The 20,515-nt window shown below is 64.0% G+C and carries 20 protein-coding genes; 7 read left to right on the top strand and 13 right to left on the bottom strand.

Annotation, left to right across the window (positions count from 1 at the left end; genetic code table 11):
* Window position 1: 1 nt before the first annotated feature.
* Entirely contained in the window at window positions 2-1,681 is a 1,680-nt protein-coding gene (locus AC25MA_RS22860; RefSeq protein ID WP_028690787.1) for an MFS transporter, read from the bottom strand.
* Between the two features lie 204 nt (window positions 1,682-1,885).
* On the opposite strand from AC25MA_RS22860, the gene AC25MA_RS22855 reads away from it, so the two are divergent.
* Window positions 1,886-2,572 carry a helix-turn-helix domain-containing protein gene (locus tag AC25MA_RS22855; protein ID WP_062360329.1) on the top strand — a complete coding sequence of 229 codons (687 nt, stop codon included), beginning with the start codon at window positions 1,886-1,888 and terminating at the stop codon, window positions 2,570-2,572.
* On the opposite strand, the gene AC25MA_RS22850 is transcribed toward AC25MA_RS22855, so the two are convergent.
* Both AC25MA_RS22850 and AC25MA_RS22845 read right to left on the bottom strand, forming a co-directional pair.
* Window positions 2,555-3,448 carry a sterol desaturase family protein gene (locus AC25MA_RS22850; protein WP_028690785.1) on the bottom strand — a complete coding sequence of 298 codons (894 nt, stop codon included), beginning with the start codon at window positions 3,446-3,448 and terminating at the stop codon, window positions 2,555-2,557. The genes AC25MA_RS22855 and AC25MA_RS22850 overlap by 18 nt on opposite strands.
* A gap of 104 nt (window positions 3,449-3,552) precedes the next feature.
* Entirely contained in the window at window positions 3,553-4,362 is an 810-nt protein-coding gene (locus AC25MA_RS22845; protein ID WP_486972400.1) for a DNA-binding protein, read from the bottom strand.
* 266 nt (window positions 4,363-4,628) lie between these two features.
* On the opposite strand from AC25MA_RS22845, the gene AC25MA_RS22840 reads away from it, so the two are divergent.
* The gene (locus tag AC25MA_RS22840) at window positions 4,629-5,417 is read left to right on the top strand and encodes a formate/nitrite transporter family protein (protein WP_028690784.1); all 789 of its coding nucleotides are present in this window, start codon (window positions 4,629-4,631) and stop codon (window positions 5,415-5,417) included.
* Window positions 5,418-5,473: 56 nt separating this feature from the next.
* On the opposite strand, the gene AC25MA_RS22835 is transcribed toward AC25MA_RS22840, so the two are convergent.
* The 5 genes from AC25MA_RS22835 to AC25MA_RS22815 form a co-directional block, all read right to left on the bottom strand.
* Window positions 5,474-5,770, bottom strand: a complete 297-nt coding sequence (locus tag AC25MA_RS22835) for a DUF3144 domain-containing protein (protein WP_028690783.1) — start codon at window positions 5,768-5,770, stop codon at window positions 5,474-5,476.
* A gap of 28 nt (window positions 5,771-5,798) precedes the next feature.
* The gene (locus AC25MA_RS22830; RefSeq protein WP_062360332.1) at window positions 5,799-6,434 is read right to left on the bottom strand and encodes a LysE family translocator; all 636 of its coding nucleotides are present in this window, start codon (window positions 6,432-6,434) and stop codon (window positions 5,799-5,801) included.
* 90 nt (window positions 6,435-6,524) lie between these two features.
* Window positions 6,525-7,862 carry an MFS transporter gene (locus tag AC25MA_RS22825; protein WP_051555681.1) on the bottom strand — a complete coding sequence of 446 codons (1,338 nt, stop codon included), beginning with the start codon at window positions 7,860-7,862 and terminating at the stop codon, window positions 6,525-6,527.
* Between the two features lie 43 nt (window positions 7,863-7,905).
* A complete protein-coding gene (locus tag AC25MA_RS22820; protein WP_062360334.1) occupies window positions 7,906-9,447 on the bottom strand; it encodes a class I adenylate-forming enzyme family protein in 1,542 nt (513 codons plus the stop codon).
* Between the two features lie 2 nt (window positions 9,448-9,449).
* Complete coding sequence (locus AC25MA_RS22815) at window positions 9,450-10,628, bottom strand: acetyl-CoA acetyltransferase (RefSeq protein ID WP_069016596.1); 1,179 nt, start codon at window positions 10,626-10,628, stop codon at window positions 9,450-9,452.
* Between the two features lie 141 nt (window positions 10,629-10,769).
* Here AC25MA_RS22815 and AC25MA_RS22810 point away from each other — a divergent pair, with 141 nt between their 5' ends.
* From AC25MA_RS22810 to AC25MA_RS22795, 4 genes are all read left to right on the top strand, one after another.
* Window positions 10,770-11,342, top strand: coding sequence for a LuxR C-terminal-related transcriptional regulator (locus AC25MA_RS22810; protein WP_028690779.1), 573 nt, complete (start codon window positions 10,770-10,772; stop codon window positions 11,340-11,342).
* 129 nt (window positions 11,343-11,471) lie between these two features.
* On the top strand, window positions 11,472-11,972 hold the full coding sequence (locus AC25MA_RS22805; protein ID WP_028690778.1) for a sigma-70 family RNA polymerase sigma factor: 501 nt from the start codon (window positions 11,472-11,474) through the stop codon (window positions 11,970-11,972).
* A 10-nt stretch (window positions 11,973-11,982) separates the two neighbouring features.
* Window positions 11,983-12,918, top strand: coding sequence for a FecR domain-containing protein (locus AC25MA_RS22800; RefSeq protein ID WP_182323924.1), 936 nt, complete (start codon window positions 11,983-11,985; stop codon window positions 12,916-12,918).
* Between the two features lie 111 nt (window positions 12,919-13,029).
* A complete protein-coding gene (locus tag AC25MA_RS22795; RefSeq protein WP_486972399.1) occupies window positions 13,030-15,513 on the top strand; it encodes a TonB-dependent siderophore receptor in 2,484 nt (827 codons plus the stop codon).
* A 136-nt stretch (window positions 15,514-15,649) separates the two neighbouring features.
* Here AC25MA_RS22795 and AC25MA_RS22790 read toward each other — a convergent pair whose 3' ends face one another.
* The 5 genes from AC25MA_RS22790 to AC25MA_RS22770 all read right to left on the bottom strand — a co-directional run bounded on the left by AC25MA_RS22790 (window position 15,650) and on the right by AC25MA_RS22770 (window position 19,365).
* Window positions 15,650-16,573 carry an alpha/beta fold hydrolase gene (locus AC25MA_RS22790; protein ID WP_486972398.1) on the bottom strand — a complete coding sequence of 308 codons (924 nt, stop codon included), beginning with the start codon at window positions 16,571-16,573 and terminating at the stop codon, window positions 15,650-15,652.
* A gap of 163 nt (window positions 16,574-16,736) precedes the next feature.
* Window positions 16,737-17,024 (bottom strand): DUF3077 domain-containing protein, encoded by a 288-nt coding sequence (locus AC25MA_RS22785; protein WP_088853057.1) that lies wholly within the window; start codon window positions 17,022-17,024, stop codon window positions 16,737-16,739.
* Between the two features lie 140 nt (window positions 17,025-17,164).
* On the bottom strand, window positions 17,165-17,422 hold the full coding sequence (locus tag AC25MA_RS22780) for a hypothetical protein (protein ID WP_069016591.1): 258 nt from the start codon (window positions 17,420-17,422) through the stop codon (window positions 17,165-17,167).
* Window positions 17,423-18,080: 658 nt separating this feature from the next.
* Window positions 18,081-18,803: a tellurite resistance TerB family protein gene (locus AC25MA_RS22775; protein WP_207851435.1), complete on the bottom strand. Its 723-nt coding sequence runs from the start codon at window positions 18,801-18,803 to the stop codon at window positions 18,081-18,083.
* 166 nt (window positions 18,804-18,969) lie between these two features.
* Window positions 18,970-19,365 (bottom strand): RidA family protein, encoded by a 396-nt coding sequence (locus AC25MA_RS22770; RefSeq protein ID WP_062360352.1) that lies wholly within the window; start codon window positions 19,363-19,365, stop codon window positions 18,970-18,972.
* 140 nt (window positions 19,366-19,505) lie between these two features.
* Between AC25MA_RS22770 and AC25MA_RS22765 the strand changes: the two genes are divergently transcribed.
* Complete coding sequence (locus AC25MA_RS22765; RefSeq protein ID WP_182323930.1) at window positions 19,506-20,420, top strand: LysR family transcriptional regulator; 915 nt, start codon at window positions 19,506-19,508, stop codon at window positions 20,418-20,420.
* The last annotated feature ends 95 nt before the right edge of the window (window positions 20,421-20,515 follow it).

Genomic DNA, 20,515 nt, shown 5'->3' with positions numbered 1-20,515 from the left:
GTCAGGTGTGGTTGATGTCGCGATCCTTGGTCTCCGGCAGGAAGAAGATCCCCAGCACCGCCGTCATCACCGCGATCACGATCGGGTACCACAGCCCGTAGTAGATATCCCCGGTCGCCGCGACCATGGCGAAAGCCACCGTTGGCAGGAAACCGCCGAACCAGCCGTTACCGATGTGGTACGGCAGCGACATGGAGGTGTAGCGGATCCGCGCCGGGAACAGCTCCACCAGCCAGGCGGCGATCGGGCCATAGACCATGGTCACGTAGATCACCAGGATGCTCAGCAGCAGCAACACCATCGGGTAGTGGATCTTCGCCGGGTCGGCCTTCTCGGGGTAGCCGGCCTCCTTCAGGGCCGCCGTCAGGGTGGCGGTGAAGGCATCGCTTTGGGTCTTCAGGTCAGCCGCGGCCAGGCTGCTGCCCTCGAAACTCGGAATCACCCGCTCACCGATGCGGATCTGCGCCACGCTGCCGGGCTCGGCCTTCTCGTTCTCGTACGGGATCGCCCGCTTGGCCAGCAGGCTCTTGGCGATATCGCAGGAGCTGGTGAACCGGGCCTTGCCCACCGGATCGAACTGGAACGCGCACTGCCCGGGGTCGGCCACCACCACCACCGGGTTCTGCTCCTGGGCGACGAACACGTCCGGGTTGCCGTACTCGGTCAACGCCTTGAAGATCGGGAAGTAGGTCAGCGCGGCGATGATGCAGCCAGCCATGATGATCTTCTTGCGCCCGATGCGGTCGGACAGACTGCCGAAGACAATGAAGAACGGCGTGCCGATCAGCAGCGAGCCGGCAATCAGCAGGTTGGCGGTCTGCGGGTCGATCTTCAGGGTCTGCAGCAGGAAGAACAGCGCGTAGAACTGCCCGGTGTACCACACCACCGCCTGCCCGGCGGTACCGCCGAGCAACGCCATGATCACCACCTTCAGGTTGTCCCAGCGGGCGAACGACTCGGTCAGCGGCGCCTTCGACGCCTTGCCTTCGGCCTTCATCTTCATGAACACCGGCGACTCGTTGAGCTGCAGGCGGATGTACACCGAGATCGCCAGCAGCAGGATCGACAGCAGGAACGGGATGCGCCAGCCCCAGGCCTCGAACGCCTCGGTGCCCATGGCAGTGCGGCAGGCCAGGATCACCAGCAGCGACAGGAACAGCCCGAGGGTCGCGGTGGTCTGGATCCACGCGGTGAAGAAGCCGCGCTTGCCCTTGGGTGCATGTTCCGCCACATAGGTGGCGGCGCCGCCGTACTCGCCGCCCAGCGCCAAGCCCTGCAACAGGCGCAGGGTGATGAGGATCACCGGCGCGGCCACGCCGATGGTCGCGTAGCTGGGCAACAGCCCCACCACGGCAGTGGACAGGCCCATGATCACGATGGTGATGAGGAAGGTGTACTTGCGCCCGATCATGTCGCCCAGGCGGCCAAACACGATGGCGCCGAACGGCCGCACGGCAAAGCCGGCGGCGAAGGCGAGCAAGGCGAAGATGAACGAGGTGGTTTCGTTGACCCCGGCGAAGAAGTGCTTGGCGATGATCGCCGCCAGTGATCCGTAGAGGTAGAAGTCGTACCATTCGAACACGGTACCAAGGGAAGAGGCAAAGATGACTTTGCGCTCCTCCCGGGTGATGCCACGTTGGGGCGCGCTACTGCCCGTGGATGCGCTGTCAAGGACCGCCATGGGTCGCCTCCGTCTGGTTGGGGTAGACCGGAGTGCTCCATCAGATCCCAAAGCACGCACCCAGGCCCAAGGGCATTACAGGCTGCGCGAAACACGACGAGGCATCGGCCCCGAATCGCGGCAAGTCACTTCAAGCATAATCGGCCTTTGAACGATATCCACTCGCATGAGTGTTTATGGACCAATACGGATAGGAAGCCTGGGATGAACGAACGACAGGACAGCGCTTGGCGAGGTCGACTCTGGCTGGCCGATGACCACTGCCTGTTGCTCGGCACGCCGGGCCGAACCAGCGTCCACGCCCATTATGCCCATCAGGTGCTGCTGTCCCTCGAGGGCGAGCTGTGCGTAGAAATCGCCGGCGAAAAGCGCTGCGGCCGTTCGCTGGCCATCGAGTCGCTGCAGCCCCACGCCATCCCCGAGCGTCAGGCGCCCTGCATCACTCTGTTTGCCGAGCCCCTGGCGTTTACCCTGGAAACTTTGCTCGACGTCTGCCAACAGGCGCCCCGTGATATCCCCGGTCTCGCCCAGGCGTTGCGTCAGGCGCCGCGCCGCCCATTGGACCCGCGTCTGGCACGATCCCTTGCGCGGATCCGGGCGTTGGACGAGCAGCGCCTGCCAGCCACGGCACTGGCTCAGGAAGCCGCACTGTCGATCAGCCAACTGGAGCGCCTGTTCAGCGGCAGCCTCGGCCTGTCGGTACGACGCCTGGTGCTGTGGCAGCGTCTGCGCCAAGCCCTGCGCCAGGCGCTGGCCGGTGCCTCCCTGACCGAGGCGGCCATGGCCGCGGGCTTTGCCGACTCGGCGCACCTCTCCCGCAGCCTGCGTCAGCAGTTCGGTATTCGCGCCAGCGACGCCCTGCGCCACCTGCGTTCAGACGCGCTGATCTAGGGCCTGGCGCAGGCCGCGTGGCAGCGGCGCTGGCGGCTGCGCCGTGGCCGCCGGTCGAAACGGCTCACACAGCTGTGCCAGGTAGGTTTGCGGGTAGTCCGGGCGATCGCCGATACCCATGTCGTCATCGGCCAGCCCATAGTCCGGCAGGTGCAGCGCGGTCCCCAGCAGGCGATCCCACAGCGGGAAGAACAGGGCGAAATTGACGTCGCCCAGCCTGCCGTACTTCAGGTGGTGCAGCCGGTGCACGGGCGCCCAGGCGAACAGATGGCGCAGGCCACCGATGCGCATGTCGACATTGCTGTGCTGCAGCAGCAACTGCACCGAGATACTGAACGCCAGCAGCGCCGCGACATCCTGTGGCAAACCCAGCAGCAACAATGGCACCACACCGCCCAGGGCCTCGGCCAACTGGTGCAGCGGATGCTTCATCAGGCCATTGAAACCGTACAGCCGGGTCACGCTGTGATGCACCGCGTGCAGGCGCCAGAGTAACGCGCTGCGGTGGCTGGCGTAGTGCACAAGGGTGATGCCCAGGTCGGCCAGTGGCAGCGCCAGGAGCAATTGCCACATTACCGGCCAGTGGCTGGGCCACAGGCTGCTGGCCGGCAGCCAGCCGGCAAACAGAGGAATGACGGCGATACTGGCGACATTGAGCGTTTCGTTGACCAGCGCGTGCAGGCCATCGCGTCCGCCCTCCCCGCCGGCCTCGCTCCAGGCGGGCTTGTAGGGGTACAGCGCTTCGCAGGTGAATGACAGCAAGATGGCAACGCCGAGCAGGGGCAACAGCCAGAGGATGTCGGCACCGAGGTTGATCAGCCATACGGCGGTGGCGATGAACCCGAGGAAAAAGCATGGGGCATAGAGGATGCGCATGGAAGGCTCCGAACATGGATGGAGCCCCAGTGTTGCCCGGCAACTGAATCAGGCGCTTGAACGAACGGCGCATCCGCTGCCTCAGGCCAGCAGGCAGCCTGCGATCATTCGCCTTTTCGCGTCGCCAACTGACGGCGCATCTCGTCATTGGCGCCCTGGGCCTGCGCCAGTATCGCTCGCAAGCCCTGCACCTGGGCGTCACGCTGCTGCAGTTGCTCGTCCAGCAACCGGCTCTGGGCCGTTGCCTGGCGCTGCTCGGCGAGCAGGCGCTCATTGTCGCGGTGCAGGCGGGTCACCTCGTCCTGACGAGCGATGGCCCCCTGTTGCAAGGTCTGCAATTGCCCCTGCAACTGTCGCACCTGGGTCTCGTTCCGGCGTTGCTCCTGCTGGCGCTGTTCGAGGCTGGCGCGCAGTTGCTCGTCCTTGTCTGCCAAGCGCGCTTGCAATTCGCCCTGGGACTGGCTCAGACCAGCACTGCGCAGTTGTTCGGTTTGCAGGCTGGCCTGGCAGGAGACCAGGCGTTCTGACTCGGCGTGCAGCGCACCACTCAAGCGCTCCACCTGGCGCAACGCGTTGGCCAGGTCACGCTGAGCCAGTTGCAACTCAGCCTGCATCGCCGCGCAACGGGCCTCTGCGGCGGCCTCAGCGGCGTCGATGCGCGCCTGTCCTTCCTCCTGCAATTGCGCCGCCAGTCGCTCGACCAATCGCCCCAGGGGCTCACTTAGCGCCGCCGTGCTGCCTAGCATTTGCGCCGGCTGGCGATCAAGCTCTTTCAGGTAGCGGTGAATGGTGGTCTTGGACCCGGTATTACCCAGTTCGATACGTACCGCATCGATACTAGGGTGTTCACCCCGGGCCATCAGCGCTTGCCGCGCTTGGTAAACAGATGCCTTGTCGATGCCTATACGCGCCATTGCTCACTCCACCGTTACATACCATGGAATGTACCATGTAATTTCGGTGAATACTGCCTGCTCCACAGTGCCTTTTCAAGCGCGTCGATAGCAATCCGCTTGGATACCCAGCCCTCATAGATGAGATCTATCACCTCATCCAGCCTATCGATTTGACCGCGTCAAATTGCCTCAGCTAACGTGCCGCCCGCTTCGCAGCTCCCCCCCCTGCTGCCAAACCCCGACCCGCGGCCTGAGCCACCGTCCTTGCGTTCGAGTTGTTGATAATGTCTGTGAATACCCCCTCCCGGATCACCGAGCTGGTCATAGAAGCCGGCACCCGCAAAGCCCATCTGCCCACCCGCGCCACCCTGATCCTCGGATTCCTGGCCGGGGCATTTATTTCCCTGGGCTTCCTGCTGGCAATCCACGTCAGCACCATGATCCCCACGCCATGGGCCTCGTTCGGCACCCTGCTGGGCGCCGCGGTGTTCCCCATCGGCCTGATCCTGGTGATCCTGGCCGGAGGTGAACTGCTCACCGGCAACATGATGAGCCTGCCCCTGGCGATGTTTGCCGGGCGTATCCGCCTGTGGGCGGTCGCGCGCAACTGGGCCCTGGTGACCCTGGCGAACTTGCTGGGCGCGCTGTTCGTCGCCTATTGCTTCGGTCATCTGCTCGGGCTGACCGAGGGAGCGTACCTGGGCAAGACCCTGGCGGGCGCGACCAGCAAGGTCAGCGCCGACTTCCTTCACGCCTTCGTCTCCGGCATCGGCTGCAACTGGCTGGTGTGCCTGGCGGTGTGGCTTTCGTACGCCAGCCGTGAAATGAGCGGCAAGATCCTCGGCATCTGGTTCCCGATCATGGCCTTCGTCGCCATCGGTTTCCAGCACGTGGTGGCCAACATGTTCCTGATCCCGGCGGCAATCTTTGCCGGTTACCTGAGCTGGGGACAGTTGCTGGAAAACCTGGCGGCGGTATTCCTGGGCAACGCCGTAGGTGGCGCGATCTTTGTCGGCCTGGCCTACTACGTCTCGTTTGGTGTACCGGCGCAGGAACAGGGCGCGCTGCAGTAACCGACTTCAGCCCTCGTGGCGCCGGCGAAGCGCTGCACGGCCTGGCGACGGATGACTCAGCTGTCCTGGCCCAGCACGTAGCGGTCGAAGTGCTGGATATGCTCATCGAGGTTGTCCTCGAGCATCATCCGGTACTGCTCGCAGAAGTACTTCAGCAGTTCCTCCCGCGCAGCGGCCATTTCCTGTGCGGACTTGAAGCTGCGCGCGGTCATCCAGGCATTGAAGCGACTGGCGGCGAAGGTCAGCGAAGCGCTGACCTTGCCAAGATCCTCAAGCTTTTCGATCTGCTGGTTGGCCAGTTCGATATGCGCGTCGGCGCGGTCGTAGAAAGCCTGGTCGGTGGCTTGTGCCATGGAGATCTACCTATTGGAAAGGTTGAATTCAGGCCGTCTTGGCCTGAACGGTGAACAGGCTGGCACCCAGCGTCATGAACGAGACGCCGAACAGGCGATTCATCAAGCGCGCGCGGCTTGGCGCGGCCAGCTGGTTTTTCAAGGCCTGGGCCAGGGTGACGTAGAAAGCGTGGGACAGCATCGAGCACAGGGCGAAGGTGACTACCAACAGGGCGAGCTGGCCCTCGGCGCCGTGGCCGGTGCGCATGAACTGCGGCAGGAAAGCGGCGAAGAACAGGATCGCTTTCGGATTGGTCAGCGCCACCGTCACGCCATTGAACAGCAGCCGGCGATTGCTGGCGATACCCTTGGCCGGCTGCTCCAGCTGGTCGAAGGCGCTGCTGCGGCTCTTCCACTGCTTGATGCCCAGGTAGATCAGGTAGCTCGCGCCCAGCACCTTGAGCAGCAGGAAGGCCGTGGCCGATGACTGCAGCAGCACCCCAAGGCCGGCACTGGTGGCGGTTGAGACCACCAGCAGGCCGAAGGCGTTGCCAAATGAACCGAGCATCGCCCGCCTCGGTCCGTGGGACAACGAATTGGACAGGGCCATGATGACCCCGGGTCCTGGCGACAGGGTCACCAGCATCGAGACAACGACAAAACCGAACCAATCGTGAAGCGACATCCTTGTACATCCCCGGACCGATAGCGTGAGGCGGCGACTGTAACAGGATGCTGCGCCCAGCGGAAAGGCGAAGGACAGGTGTTTCGTGTGTCAGCTCAAGGCTGGGGATCGGCCCGTGGCGTCCCCGCCCCGCTGTTGCGCATCAATGCTACAGGCCACGAAATCCTCCTGACGCAACACCACCAGCGCCACCAGCGACGCCACGCCGGTGCCCACGTAGAAATACCACGGCGCGGTGATATCTCCGGTCACCTTGATCAGCCAGGTGGAGATCAGCGGCGCGCTGCCGCCGAATACCGCCACCGGAATGTTGTAGGCCATGGCGATGCCGGTGGAACGGATGCGCGTCGGCAGCAGCTCGCTCATCAGCGCGTAGGTCGACGAAGCGTACAGCCCGAACAAGATCGCCACCGCCATCAACGGCCAGAACAAGGTGGCCGGGGTGGCGCCGGGCGCGGTCTTGAAGAACCAGTACATGGCCAGGGTCGCCAGTGTACCGATCACCATCAGGAATGGCTTGCGCCCGTAGCGGTCGGTAAAGGCGCCGCCGAATGGCATCACCAGCGCCGCCGACAGGCTGGCGACGAACACGTAGAGCAAGGTGGTGCCGCTGTCGAACTTCAAGGTGTTGGACATGTAGGTCGAGGCGAAGGTCAGCACCAGGTAGAAGATCGAGCTGTGCAGGGTGATGATGAAGAACACCAGGGCGATCGAGCGCTTCCACTGCCACACCTCGCGCAGCGGCGCCTTGGAAGTCTGCCCGGCTTCCACCAGGGCGAGGAACTCCGGGCTGTCCTCGAGCTTGAGGCGAATGTACAGCGAAATGAAACCCAGGGGGCCGGCAATCAGGAACGGAATCCGCCAACCCCAGTCCTGCATCAGTTCGGCGCCCAGCGCCCAGGTCATGCCATTGGCCACGGCGCCGCCCAGCAGCAGGCCAAGCACCGCGGTGACCATCAGCCAGCAGGTGGCGAAGCCGCGGCGACCAGGGCCGGCGTACTCGGAGATGAAGCTGGTGATGGTGCCGATCTCCCCCCCGGCGGAAAAACCCTGCACGCAGCGGATCAGCACCAGGATCACCGGTGCGGCGATGCCGATGCTGGCGTAAGTCGGCAGCAGACCGAGCAGGAAGGTAGAGCCGGCCATCATCACCAGCACCGTGATCAGCGTGCGGCGGCGGCCGATCTTGTCCGCCAGCGGACCGAAGAACAACCCGCCCAGCGGGCGGATGAAGAAGCTCAGGGCGAAGGCCGCGAAGCTCGCCAGCAGGCTGCTGGTGGGGTCGTCGGAGACGAAGAAGGCCTTGCCGATATACAAGGCCAGGAAGCCGTAGACGCCGTAGTCGTACCACTCGATCAAGTGGCCGGTGGTGGCGCCGATAAAGGCGCGGCGCCGCTGGCGCTGGGTGTTGCCGGGTGACATGCCCATGTCGGGAACTCCTGTCGTGGTGCTTTCCATGAAAAGTGGCGGGTCAGTGGCGGGCGAACGCCCCGTCGGGCTCCTGCAGCCACTGGCGTACCTGGGTCTTGAGAATCTTGCCGTAGCTGTTCTTCGGCAGCTCGGCGCAGAACAGGTACTTCTTCGGCTTCTTGAACGAGGCCATGCGCGCCAGGAACCACTGGTTGAGCGCCTGGGCATCAAGGCTGCCTGGCGTGCGCGGCACGACGAAGGCTACCACCGACTCGCCCCATTCGGCGTCAGCCTCGCCCACCACGCAGGCCTCGAACACCTCGGGGTGCTGGACCAGCACTTCCTCGACTTCGCGCGGGTAGATGTTGCTGCCACCGGAGATGATCACGTCCTTGCTGCGGTCGGTCAGGGTCAGGTAACCGCGCTCGTCGAGGTAACCGATGTCGCCGGTACGCAGCCAGCCGTCCACCAGGGTCGCCTGGGTGGCCTGCGGATTGTCCCAGTACCCCTGCATCACCACCGGCCCACGCACGCTGATCTCGCCGGGTTCGCCGGCCGCCTGCGGCTGGCCGGCGCCATCCACCACACGCACCTCGACACATGACTGCGCCCGCCCCACCGAAGCGGCGATGGCGGGCCAGCCTGCTTGCGCGCGGTCGGCGATAATCTCACGCGACAGCGCGCTGATGGTCATCGGGCATTCGCCCTGGCCGTAGATCTGCACCAGCCGCGGGCCGAAAGTGTCCAGGGCCTCGGTGAGGTCGGCCAGGTACATCGGGCCCCCGCCATAGACGATGGTCTTGATACCCCCGCCGTCATAGCCCTGCTGGCGGGCCTGCTCGACCATGCGCTTGACCATGGTCGGCGCGGCGAACAGGCTGACCTGCCCCAGCGTCTGCGCCAAGCCGAACAGCTCGGCGGCCTGGAACCCCCGGGACAACGGCACCACGTGCCGGGCGCCGCAACGCACGTGGATGAAGTTGTACAACCCGGCGCCATGGGACATTGGCGCAGCGTAGACCACGGCATCGCCGGCGCTCACCGGGTCGACATCCAGCGGGTAGCACAGCGACATGGCGATCAGGTTGCCATGGGACAGCATCACACCCTTCGACCGCCCCGTGGTGCCGGAGGTATAGAACAGCCAGGCCAGGTCGCTGTCCTGGCGCGGATGCGGCTGCGCCAGTTCATCGTTGTCGAGCGCGCCGGGCGCAGCCAGGGCAGGCACGGCGAGCTCACGGCAACCGTCCGGCAGGGGCGCGCCGGCGAAGACCTCGCCCTCGTCGGTATGGATCAGGCGCGCTCCGGCGTTACCGACGATCCAAACCGCTTCCAGGGCATGCAGCTTGCTGTTGATCGGCACCGCCACCGCCCCGCTCCACCAGATGGCGTAGAGCAGTTCCAGGTAGGCGCAGCTGTTCTTCAACAGCAGCGCCACCCGGTCGCCCGGTTCGATGCCATGGGCGTGACGCAGCTCCAGCGCCCGCGCCCGAACCCGGGCGGCGAACGTCCGGTAGTCGGCGACCTGGCGCGCCCCCTCGAACAGCGCCGGGCGCTCGGGCCAGCGCTGGGCCGCATCCTGCAGCCAATGAGCGATGTTCATCCTCAGACCCTGACGGCTTGCAGCACGCTGGCATAGTTGGCCACCGCCATGCCGCCCATGTTGAACAGCAAGCCGAACTCGGCGTTGGGCACGCCCAGGCCGATGGGCTTGCCGGTCAACTGGGCGAAGCCCAGGGCATGCATCGACACCCCGGTGGCGCCCACCGGATGGCCCTTGGCCTTGAGCCCGCCGGACAGGTTCACCGGCAGCCGTCCACCCTGGCGCACGATGCCGTCGTCCAGCGCTCGGTGCCCTTCGCCCCTTGGCGCCAGGCCCATGGCTTCGTAGATCAGCAGTTCGGCGATGGTGAAGCAGTCGTGCACCTCGGCGAAGCTAAGGTCGTTCAGGGTCACCCCTGCCTCGCGCAGCGCCCCGTGGATCGCCCGTTGCGGCCCCTCGAAGGCCAGCATGTCGCGGCGCGACAGTGGCAGGAAGTCGTTGACCTGGACCATCGAGCGGATCGCCACCTGGCGCCGCATCGACCGGGCACGCTCGGGCGAGGCCAGGATGATCGCCGCCGCGCCGTCGCTGATCAGCGAGCAATCGGTCAGGCGCAGGGGCGCGGCGATCAGCGGATTGCTGGGTGACACCTGGTTGCAGTGTTCGAAGTCCATCACCCGGTGCATCTGCGCCAACGGGTTGCCCATGGCATTGGCGTGGTTCTTCACGGCGATGGCGGCCATCGACGCCAGCGGGCTGTGGTAGCGCTCGGTGTACTGCTGCGCCACCTGGCCGAACAGCTGGGCGAAGCTCAGCCCGGCTTCCGCCAGGGCGTTCTGGTAGCCGGCACCGGCCAGGGCCCGGGTGACCTCGACCGTGCTGTTGCCGGTCATCTTCTCCGCGCCGACCACCAGCACCAGGTCGGCGGCGCCGCTGCGAATTGCGTTGATCCCGGCCTGGATCGCCGCCGAACCTGAAGCGCAGGCGTTCTCGCAGCGGGTGGCGGGCTTGAAGCGCAGTTGCGGATCGGCCTGCAGCATCAGCGAGGCCGGGAAGCCGTCGGCCACCAGGCCCGAGTTGAAGTGGCCGAGGAACAGCGCGTCGATCTCGGCGGCGTCGATGGCCGCATCCTGCAGGGCATCGCGGGTGACCTGGACGATCAGGTCCTCGAGGTTCAGGCCATCCAGGCGGCCGAAGGGACTGTGCGCGGCGGCAACGATGGAGATGGAATCGTGGAGCATGGTGGTTTTCTTCTGTCCTTGAAGCGGGTATTGCATACAATGTGGCAGTACCCGATTCCCACGCTAGTTGGGGCAACTACGTACGCGAGTAAGTAGTGAGCCGTACGGGACATGCCCCCAAGCACCGAGGCAGGAAGCCTGATGACCGTACCCACCCACGCCTCCCCGGACCTGGAACGCCTGGCGTTCCAGGTTTCACCCGCGCCACAGCTGATCACCGGCCACCGACGCATGCTCGACTGCAACGAGGCCTTCGCCCGGCTGTTCGGCTATACCCGCGAAGAACTGCGCGGGCATCTGACCTTGCTGCTCTATCCCTCCCACGCCGACTACCAGAGCATCGGCGAACGCAGCGAGCACTGGCTGCGCAACGGGCTGGGCGCTTTCTATTCCGACGAACGCTTCATGCAGCACCGCAACGGCGAGGTGTTCTGGGCCAGGGCCCAGGGCTTCACGCTGACGGTGGACGATCCGTTCAAGCTGATGATCTGGCATTTCGAACGGCTCGACCGACAGCCGGCGCCGACGGTGCAACTGACACCACGGGAGCGTGAGATCTCGCTGCATATTGTCAACGGGCTGACCTGCAAGGAAGTGGCGCGGCAGCTGGGGATATCGCATCGGACGGTGGAAGTGCATCGGGCACGGTTGATGAAGAAGTTGCAGGCCAAGAACAGCGCGGAGTTGGTTTCGAAGATCATCTTCATCAGCTGATCAAGGGCCAGGAACCAGCTTGTGCTTCACAGCAGCCACTGGAGCTGCGTTGCAGCCCCAGCTATTGCAATCCCTTCACCACACCGAGACAATGCGAGCAATTACCATTTACATCATGGACCTCGCCCTATGTCGACGCTCGACCGCTCGGCGCTTCACCAGCTATACAGCGAAAACAACGGCTGGCTGAAAAGCTGGTTGCGCGCGCGCCTGGGCAATGCCGCCGATGCGTCCGACCTGGCCCACGACACCTTCCTGCGGGTCATGACCGCCCGCAACCAGACGCCCATCCGCGAGCCGCGCAGCTACCTCAGCGCCATCGCCCGCGCGCTGCTGATCGACAAGGTTCGTCGCCGCGCCATCGAGCAGGCCTACCTGCAGGCCCTCGCCCTGCGCCCGGAGCTGGTCGAAGTGTCGCCGGAGATTCGCCTGTCGATTATCGAGATGCTGGTAGCGGTCGATGCACTGCTCGACGAACTCGGTCCCAGGACCCGCGACATCTTCCTCGCGGTGCAACTGGAGGGGCTGACCTATGCGGCGGTCGCCGAACGCTTCGACGTCTCGGTGACCACGGTGAAGAACCATCTGATCCGGGCCATGACCCGCTGCCTGCTGGTGGTCGACAATTGAGCGCCGAACAGTGGACCTGAAGACCCTCGAGGCCGCCGCGACCTGGTACGTGCAACTCAATGACGGTGCTGGCGACACAGCACGGATCCAGGCCTGGCGCGATTGGCTGGCGGCAAGCCCTGCGCATGCCGAAGCCTGGTCGCGGGTGGAGAAACTCCAACGCCAGTGGTCAACGGTGCCGCGCCAGGCTGCGCTGGCAGGCCTGGGCGCGGCTCAGGCGCAACGCCGCGAAGTGCTCAAGGTACTGGGACTGCTGCTGGCGGTCGGTGGCGGTACCTGGTTGGCCAGCGAACAGGTGCAGTATCGCGCCCTGCTCGCTCAGCAGCGCACCGGCAGCGGAGAGCGGCGCTCACTGCGCCTGGACGACGGTTCGCAACTGGAGCTGAACGTCGACACCGCACTTGACGTGCACTTCGACGCCCACGTGCGGGCGATCCAGTTGTATCGCGGCGAGATCCTTATCAGTACCGCCCGTGACGCCGCCCGCCGCCCGTTCATCGTGCACACCGACAACGGCAGCGTGCGGGCGCTAGGCACGCAGTTCAATGTGCGCCAAACAGCGCAGCAGACACAGGTCGGAGTGTTGCAGTCCGCCGTCGAGATACGCCCGCAACGCCACCCCGACCAAGTGTTGCGCCTGGACGCCGGCCAGCAGGCCGGATTTGATCGCGACGTGATCGGCCGTACCCAGCCCCTGCCCGCTGATTCCGCGGCCTGGGTCCAGGGTATGCTCAGCGTCAACGACTGGCGCCTGGGGGATTTCATCGCCGAACTGGGCCGCTACCGCCCTGGCCTACTGCGTTGCGCGCCGTCCATCCAAGGCATGCGTATCTCCGGCTCATTCGCCATCGACGACACCGATATCGCCCTGGCGAACCTGCCCAAATCCCTGCCAGTGAAGGTGCGCTACCTGAGCCGCTACTGGGTCAGCGTGGAGCCTGCCTGAGCCCTGCACGAAAAAAAGTTTTCCGCAATCTTGCTGATTTCGATTCTCGTCCGTCCATGACACAAGCCGCGACGACAGCGACTTTCCGCCATGACACGCAAGGATCACCCAATGCCCGCTCCCCACCCCACCGCCCGCCTGCGCCTGGCCGTCCGCCGGTTCGCCTTTGGCCTGTCCCTCGCCAGCGTGCCCTGCGCGCTGCTCGCGCCGGCCCATGCCATGGCCAGCAGCCAGAACACCTACCATATCGCCGCCGGCCCCCTGGGCAATGCGATCACCCAGTTCGGCGTGCAGGCGGGGGTAACCATCTCGTTCGACACCGAGCAGACCCGCCACCTCAGCACCGCCGGGCTCGACGGCAGCTACAGCGTCGAGGCAGGCCTGCTGCGCCTGCTCGCCAGCAGCGGGCTGCAAGCCCAGCGCCAGGGCAACGGCGGCTATGTGCTGGTCCCGGCCGACAACGGAACGGCGATGGAACTGGGCCCGTTGACCATTGACGCCAATCGCCTCGATGCCACCAGCGAGGGCACCCAGTCCTACGCCGCGCGCGCGGTGACCATCGGCAAAGGCGTGCACAGCCTCAAGGAGACGCCGCAGTCGGTAACCGTCATGACCCGCAAGATGCTCGACGACCAGAACCTCAACACCCTCGAGCAGGTGCTGGACAAGACCCCTGGCATCACCGTCTACGACTCGCCCATGGGCGGCAAGTACTTCTACTCCCGTGGCTTCAACCTCGACGGCCAGTACCAGTACGACGGCGTGCCGCTGGATGTGGGCGGCAACTATGTGCAGGCCAACAGCTTCTCCAGCGACATGGCCTTCTACGACCGGGTCGAGATCCTCAAGGGCGCGGCCGGCATGATGAAGGGCTCCGGCTCCTCCGCCGGCGGCGTCAACTTCGTGCGCAAGCGCGGCCAGGACAAGGCCCACACCACGCTAACCTTGTCCGCCGGCACCTGGGACAACTACCGTGGCCAGGTGGACGTGGGCGGCCCGCTCAACGAATCGGGCACCGTGCGCGGCCGCGCCGTGGCCACCCTGCAGGATCGCCAGTACTTCTACGACAACGCCAAGCGCCAGGATCAGGTGCTGTACGGCGCCCTGGACTGGGACGTGACGCCCGACACCACCCTGGGCGTGGGCCTTGCCTATGAAGACGTCGACGCCTCGCCCTGCTACCACGGCCTGCCCCGCTACGCCGACGGCAGCGACCTGAAGCTGTCGCGCTCCACCTGCCTGGGCGCCAGCTGGAACGACCAGCAAAGCCAGCGCACCACCGGCTTCGCCGACCTCAAGCATCGTTTCAACGACGACTGGACGCTGAACTTTGCCTCGGTCTACACCCACAACAACCAGAACATCGAGTACGGCTACGCCGAGGGCGCGGTGCCGGTGGGCGCCGGCAGCGCCGGGATCCGCCGCTATGCCGGGCGGTTCGACTACGACCAGGATGACTACGGCTTCGATAGCTACCTCGACGGCAAGTTCGAGGCGTTCGGCCTCGAGCACGAGCTGATCGTCGGCGCCAACGCCAGCCGCCAGCAGACCCACGATTACTTCGCGCTGATGGGCCTGAGCGGTACCCAGAACCCGTTCGATCCGTCCCCGGCCTTCCCCCATCCGTCCAAGGACGCGTTCCTGAGCGCTCCCAGCCGCGGCGGTAGCGTCCCCACCGACTCCACCACCACCCAGTACGGCACCTACGCCACCCTGCGCCTGAAGCTGGCCGAGCCAGTGACACTGGTGCTCGGTACGCGGGTGAGCTGGTACCGCAACAAGAGCGATTCCTACACCCAGGCCTGGGACTACTGGGTACACAACCGCAGCCAGGAAAACGGCCAGGTCACGCCCTTCGCCGCCGTGCTCTACGACCTCAACGATGAGTGGACCGTCTACGCCAGCTACGCCGACATCTTCCAGCCGCAGAGCAATCTGGTGAATGCCCAGGGCCAGGCCCTGCAGCCCAAGACCGGCGCCAACTACGAGCTGGGTATCAAAGGGGAGCTGTTCGGCGGTGCACTGAACACCGCCTTCAACCTGTTCCGCACGGTCGAGGAGCACCGCGCCGAAACCGACTTCGCCGACACCTGTCTGGGCTCGGGCGACCAGTACTGCTACACCGACAGCGGCAAGGTCCGCGCCCAGGGCTTCGAGGCCGAGGTCAGCGGCTCGCCCATCGAACGCCTGCAGTTGCTGGCGGGCTACACCTACACCCAGACCAAGTACCTGAACACCATCAACCAGACCGACCCGACCGAGCTGACTTTCAGCTCCAGCTTCATCCCGCGGCACATGCTCAAGGTCTGGGGTGACTACCAGCTGGACGGCGCGCTCGAGCGCTGGACCGTCGGCGCCGGGGTTTCCAGCCAGAGCGACAACTTCCGCCGCCAGGGCAACCTGAGCATCGAGCAGGCGGGTTACACCCTGTGGAGCGGCCGCGTGCAGTACCGCCTCGACGAGCACTGGAGCCTGGCGCTGAACGGCAACAACCTGCTGGACAAGCGTTATTACTCGACCGTGGGGGCTACTGGCTGGGGTAACTACTATGGTGAGCCGCGCAACTTCATGGTGACGCTCAAGGGGAGTTTCTGATGGGGGCAGGATCGGCGTTGTAAGCGTCGGGTCTTTCAGGGTGTTCGCCGCAAGCCTTGCAGCGAACACCTGGAGGCCTTCACTCGGTCAATAGCCCCCGCAGCCAAAGACCTTGAGAGGGCTGCACGCCGACCACTCATTGTCCGCGCTCCGCCCCCGGTTCGAGGAAAGCCGCAACAGCGCTGGCAAATCGCTCCGGTTGATCGAGCATGACGAAATGAAAACTGTCATCGATGCGGGTGAAATGGATATCAGGTGTCGAGGCATAGGCCCGACGGAACGTTGCATCGACGCTGGATGCAGGCACACCGTAAAAAGCGTCGTAGGCATACACGACTTCGACCGGCGCGCTGATGCGACCGAGTTCGGGACGCAGATCGGTGATCATCAATTCATATACGGCGTCCGCCACAGTCTTGCGATCGGAGCTGATCCCCGCAGAAACCAGCCCTGGTCTGACCGCCTCGGTCTTGGCGAGTCGGGCGATGGATGCCTTCTGCATCGCTTCACTCTGCTCCGGCGATGCCGCCAACAGCGAACTGCGCATTGCTGCAGCCTGCACGGTAGCAGTTTCGCTGGTGGCCAAAGGGTCAATCAGCAACGTATAGAACGGCAACGCATCGACGATCATCAAGCGCCCAACCTGATCGGGATGACAAGCCCCCAGCATCAATGCAACCTCTCCCCCCAGCGAATGCCCGATGATCACGGGGGCCTCGATATGCTGGGTGCGGATGTAATCAGCAATTGCCTCGGCCACTGGAGCGAGCACTTTCCCTTCGCTATCGGTCACCGCAGGCGAACCGGCAAAGCCTGCGAGCTGCACGAGGTGAAGGCGGTGGTCCTGGCGTAACCGAGTCGCCAGGTCAGACCATACCTCACGAGACGATGCCAGTCCCGGAATCAGGATCACATCCCTGCCCTCGCCTTCGACCTGGACCGAGATACGCTGCTGATCAGTGGGTAATGGAGACGATGGCTGGCCGGGTGACGCCGATAGCGACACCGACATCAACGACAAGGTGGTCCCGACTGCCGCGAGGATCATTGCGATACGCATCGGACTCCCCTCTCCAGACGATGTGCTGCTTGATTCATGGCCACTCCTTTGACTGATGAGAGCTAGGCACTATACGGACTTGTCGCCACGATAGAAGGCGTTGAGGGCACTCGAGCATGCTCTGGGTCGGCGCGGCTGCCCACCCAGACCACCGGCCTCTGTTTCACACCTTCTTCAATATCCCCATATGCGCATCATCCATCAAGGCCTTGGCCATATCGCTCAGGTAATGCGATGCCCAGACCAGCACCGGTTCGTTGTCCATCACACCAATGAAGGAAGCCCGGCGGGCGCTGTCGAGCAGCACGGAAGCCTGCTCCATGGCGTGGCTTGCGCAGTTGCCGGGCTCGACGCGGAACAGACGCATACCTTTGGTGGCGCCTTCCAGGCAGGTGCAGCTGCCGACGGTCCAGCCGAGCTGGCCGTGGTCTGCTGGGGTTTCGTTGTCCATTTGCGAAATCCTCTCTCGTAGAACAAACCGTGACTCATTGATTTAGCTAACCCCTGAGCGGCCTTGTGTCGCGAAAGGGCTGCGCAGCGGCCCCGGCAATTTTGATTGCGGCGCGGAACCTGGGGCCTGTGGCAGCTCTATCAGTGCAATGTGTATGACAGCGGTCGCGCACTCATCTGGAGCTGGGCCAGTGCCGACTCCAGCAGCGTGCGGGTGGCATCAAGCTCGTGCATCATCGTCAGCATCACCAAAGTGGCCGGTGATTTGGGCAGGTGGCTGAACGACTGATGGGCGACGGCCAGCGCGCACATGACGTACTCGGTGGCTTGGACGAGGGTATCTTCAAGGAGATGAGGGGATTGAGCGGACGGGGGTGGATCCGGGACGATCTTGAGCATGATGAAATTCTCTAGTTGCGCTGATCGGACCGCAGCCCATCGCTTGCAGGCGATAGGGTGGCGGCTACGTACGGGCCTGCAAGACCGGGGCAACTAGAGTAAGCCCGGCTGACCCGAAGGCCACCCGTACGCAGCCACCATAACGCACTGCCAGTGGCTTGAGACCAATGGCAATGGGTGGCGCTGATCTAGTTGTCCCGCTCAGGCTTGCAGACCCGGCCGCTACTTTTTGCAGCGACCCAGCGAGACTAGACCTCTGTTGGAAGGCGTAAAAGCGGCTAAAGCATGCTTCGGAAACGGACTACTCGAAATAGGGAAAATCTGATTAATCCCTGTAGGACGCGACGCGGGGTCTCTCCCCTGCCCCTCTACCCAGCCGTGCCGTTGGGCGTGGGGCTGTTCGTGACGCGGCGTCGGTTCACGGAGGTGGGCTGAAGCCCAGGTCAAGCTCTTGCAGGAGATCGCCGTGCCCTATGGGCTACGCAGTCGTGCAGGAAACAACGTTACAAGCATTACCAACGTGGAAGCGGGCTTGCCCCGCGATGCGGCGTATGGCACCGGCATTGCCGGTGATCGCGGGGCCAGCCCGCTCCCACGCAGCCCAACAACCAGATTGCATTGAGAACAGCGCCTTGGGTCAATGTCCACTTCGGATCGATCAGGCAGCCCCCTTCGCCTGCTGTTCCAGATGTACCTGCAACGTCGGATCGATCCCCAACGCACTGGCCAATTCATCAAGGTAGGCCCGCTCCGCATCCTGCTGGTCATCCACCAGCATCACACTGGCCAGGTACATTTCCGCAGCCATGCCCGGGTCCTGGGCCGACTGCGCCACTTCGGCAGCATCGAGGGGTTTGCTGACTTCCTCATCCAGCCACTGCTGCAGTTGCGGGTCGCTGGTGTGACGTTTGATTTCGGCGTAGATCAACTGTTCTTCCTGCGGGTCGATGCGACCGTCAGCCTTGGCTGCCGCAATCAGCGCACGCAAGATCGCATGGCTGTGATCCTCGGCCTCGGGGCCAGACAATTGATCCACGGTACGCACCGCCTGTTGCGGCGCGGCCGCCTGGCTACGTTGCCAGCTTTGATAAGCCTGGAACGCCATCATGCCCAATGACGCCAGAGCTGCGTAATTGACGCCGCCAGCAGAGCGTCCCTGAGTGGAAGCGCCAGCGTTGCCACCGCTGCCACCCAAAATGCCGCCCAGTAAACCACCAAGGCCACCACTGCCACCTGCGGTACTGCCGCCGCCAAGCAGCCCTCCCAACAAGCCGCCCAAACCGCCCAGGCCATCTTGCGCTGACATACCGCCGCGCCCTTGTTGCGCTTGCGAACCCTGCCCGGCCCGAAGCAACTGCTCCAGTAGATCACTCGTGTTCATGGCACCGCCCTCGGTCGGTAGTCGTCGCCCAGACAAGCAACGATAGCCCCCGCAAGGCGAACCGCCATTACCGTCTGGCCGACGGGTAAGCGGGGGCTTTCCGAGTGCAGCGAAATAGCACGAACGCTCCCTTCGATTTGAACCGGAAGCAGGAGCTGGACCGCCTCTATTGCGGTAGTTTCGCGATCACCTTGATCTCGAAATCGAAGCCGGACAACCAGGTCACGCCAAGAGCGGTCACCGTAGGATAAGGCGCTTCGCCCCAATACTCGGCCGCCACTTCCCAGATGGTTTCAAACTTCGAGTCGGGATCGACCATGAAGATGGTCGTATCAACCACATCCTCGAAACTACTGCCGGCCTCGGCCAGGATCGCGTTGAGGTTGGCGAAGGCCAGGCGAACCTGCTCAGCGAGGTCAGGCTCGGCCGAGCCGTCCTTACGGCTGCCGACCTGACCGGATACGAACAGAAACCCGTTGGAGCGAATCGCCGGCGAGTAGCGGTGCAGCTCGTACAAAGCATGGCGATCGGGTGGAAAAACGACATCACGTTTACTGGACATTGCCTACCTCGTTCTGGGTCATCGCGGCCCGGTGTTTACGGTGAGACCACTATAAAAAGGCCACCTACCTGGATAAACGGGCAGTTCTGGCCAGGACTGTTTGTATACTCCAAACAATCCAGGTGCGAACGAGGCGTGGAATGGACCGATTCGATGCAATGCAGGCGTTTGCCCGAGTGGTGGAAACCGGCAGTTTCACCAAGGCGGCCGCCACCCTGCACATGAGCAAGACCACCGTGACGCAGCTCATTCAGCAGCTGGAAGCGAGGCTGCGCGTGCGCCTGCTCAACCGCACCACACGCAAGGTCAATGTCACCGCCGATGGCGCGGCCTACTACGAACGCGTGGTTCGGCTACTGATCGACATGGACGACGCCGAGACCAGCTTGTCCAGCGCGTCCACGACACCACGCGGACGGCTGCGGGTGGATGTCCCCAGCCCGCTGGCGCGAATGCTGCTCATACCCGCCTTGCCGGAATTCTTTGCACGTTATCCGGAAATCCAGCTGACCGTGGGCGTGAGCGATCGCATCGTCGACATCATTGGTGAAAACATCGACTGCGTGGTACGTGGCGGCGAGATCACCGATCAGTCCCTGGTGGCAAGGCATGTGGGCGATTTGAAACTCGGTATCTATACCACGCCCGGGTACTTGCAGCGCTTCGGGACACCGGCACACCCGCGTGAGTTAGCGGAAGGCCAGCACAAAACCATCGGCTTTCTCTGGTTTCGAACAGGCAAAACCTTGCCCTACGTGATGCAGCGAGCTGAGGAGCGCATAGAGGTCCAGCCCCGTCCGCAACTGACGGTCGATGACGGCAATGCGTACCTTGCCGCCGGTCTGGCTGGCTTGGGGATGCTCTGGCTGCCGCAGTACATGGCCAAACCGCACCTTAACAGTGGGGAGCTACTGCCGCTATTTGAAGACTGGCATATGTCGCCAATGCCGATGTACCTGGCTTTCCCGCCGAATCGCCATGTCAGCGCCAAGGTTCGGGTATTTATCGACTGGATAATCGAATTGATGGCCGAGCATGCGCCAGTGATTGGCTGAAACAGATGCAAGGCCGCTGCACCGAATTTCCGCTGTTGCCCGTTTCTGACAGTGCGGCAGAGGCCAACTATGGGTCGTTAGCGGCATTTCGTGAC

The organism is Pseudomonas sp. P65(2024) (genome assembly GCF_057480955.1).
This window is presented reverse-complemented; position numbering and strand designations above follow the sequence as displayed.

Bases quoted from the DNA above. Each gene is read 5' to 3' on its own strand.
- AC25MA_RS22860 (WP_028690787.1), bottom strand. From the start codon at position 1,681: ATGGCGGTCCTTGACAGCGCATCCACGGGCAGTAGCGCGCCCCAACGT.
- AC25MA_RS22855 (WP_062360329.1), top strand. From the start codon at position 1,886: ATGAACGAACGACAGGACAGCGCTTGGCGAGGTCGACTCTGGCTGGCC.
- AC25MA_RS22850 (WP_028690785.1), bottom strand. From the start codon at position 3,448: ATGCGCATCCTCTATGCCCCATGCTTTTTCCTCGGGTTCATCGCCACC.
- AC25MA_RS22845 (WP_486972400.1), bottom strand. From the start codon at position 4,362: ATGGCGCGTATAGGCATCGACAAGGCATCTGTTTACCAAGCGCGGCAA.
- AC25MA_RS22840 (WP_028690784.1), top strand. From the start codon at position 4,629: ATGTCTGTGAATACCCCCTCCCGGATCACCGAGCTGGTCATAGAAGCC.
- AC25MA_RS22835 (WP_028690783.1), bottom strand. From the start codon at position 5,770: ATGGCACAAGCCACCGACCAGGCTTTCTACGACCGCGCCGACGCGCAT.
- AC25MA_RS22830 (WP_062360332.1), bottom strand. From the start codon at position 6,434: ATGTCGCTTCACGATTGGTTCGGTTTTGTCGTTGTCTCGATGCTGGTG.
- AC25MA_RS22825 (WP_051555681.1), bottom strand. From the start codon at position 7,862: ATGGGCATGTCACCCGGCAACACCCAGCGCCAGCGGCGCCGCGCCTTT.
- AC25MA_RS22820 (WP_062360334.1), bottom strand. From the start codon at position 9,447: ATGAACATCGCTCATTGGCTGCAGGATGCGGCCCAGCGCTGGCCCGAG.
- AC25MA_RS22815 (WP_069016596.1), bottom strand. From the start codon at position 10,628: ATGCTCCACGATTCCATCTCCATCGTTGCCGCCGCGCACAGTCCCTTC.
- AC25MA_RS22810 (WP_028690779.1), top strand. From the start codon at position 10,770: ATGACCGTACCCACCCACGCCTCCCCGGACCTGGAACGCCTGGCGTTC.
- AC25MA_RS22805 (WP_028690778.1), top strand. From the start codon at position 11,472: ATGTCGACGCTCGACCGCTCGGCGCTTCACCAGCTATACAGCGAAAAC.
- AC25MA_RS22795 (WP_486972399.1), top strand. From the start codon at position 13,030: ATGCCCGCTCCCCACCCCACCGCCCGCCTGCGCCTGGCCGTCCGCCGG.
- AC25MA_RS22790 (WP_486972398.1), bottom strand. From the start codon at position 16,573: ATGCGTATCGCAATGATCCTCGCGGCAGTCGGGACCACCTTGTCGTTG.
- AC25MA_RS22785 (WP_088853057.1), bottom strand. From the start codon at position 17,024: ATGGACAACGAAACCCCAGCAGACCACGGCCAGCTCGGCTGGACCGTC.
- AC25MA_RS22780 (WP_069016591.1), bottom strand. From the start codon at position 17,422: ATGCTCAAGATCGTCCCGGATCCACCCCCGTCCGCTCAATCCCCTCAT.
- AC25MA_RS22775 (WP_207851435.1), bottom strand. From the start codon at position 18,803: ATGAACACGAGTGATCTACTGGAGCAGTTGCTTCGGGCCGGGCAGGGT.
- AC25MA_RS22770 (WP_062360352.1), bottom strand. From the start codon at position 19,365: ATGTCCAGTAAACGTGATGTCGTTTTTCCACCCGATCGCCATGCTTTG.
- AC25MA_RS22765 (WP_182323930.1), top strand. From the start codon at position 19,506: ATGGACCGATTCGATGCAATGCAGGCGTTTGCCCGAGTGGTGGAAACC.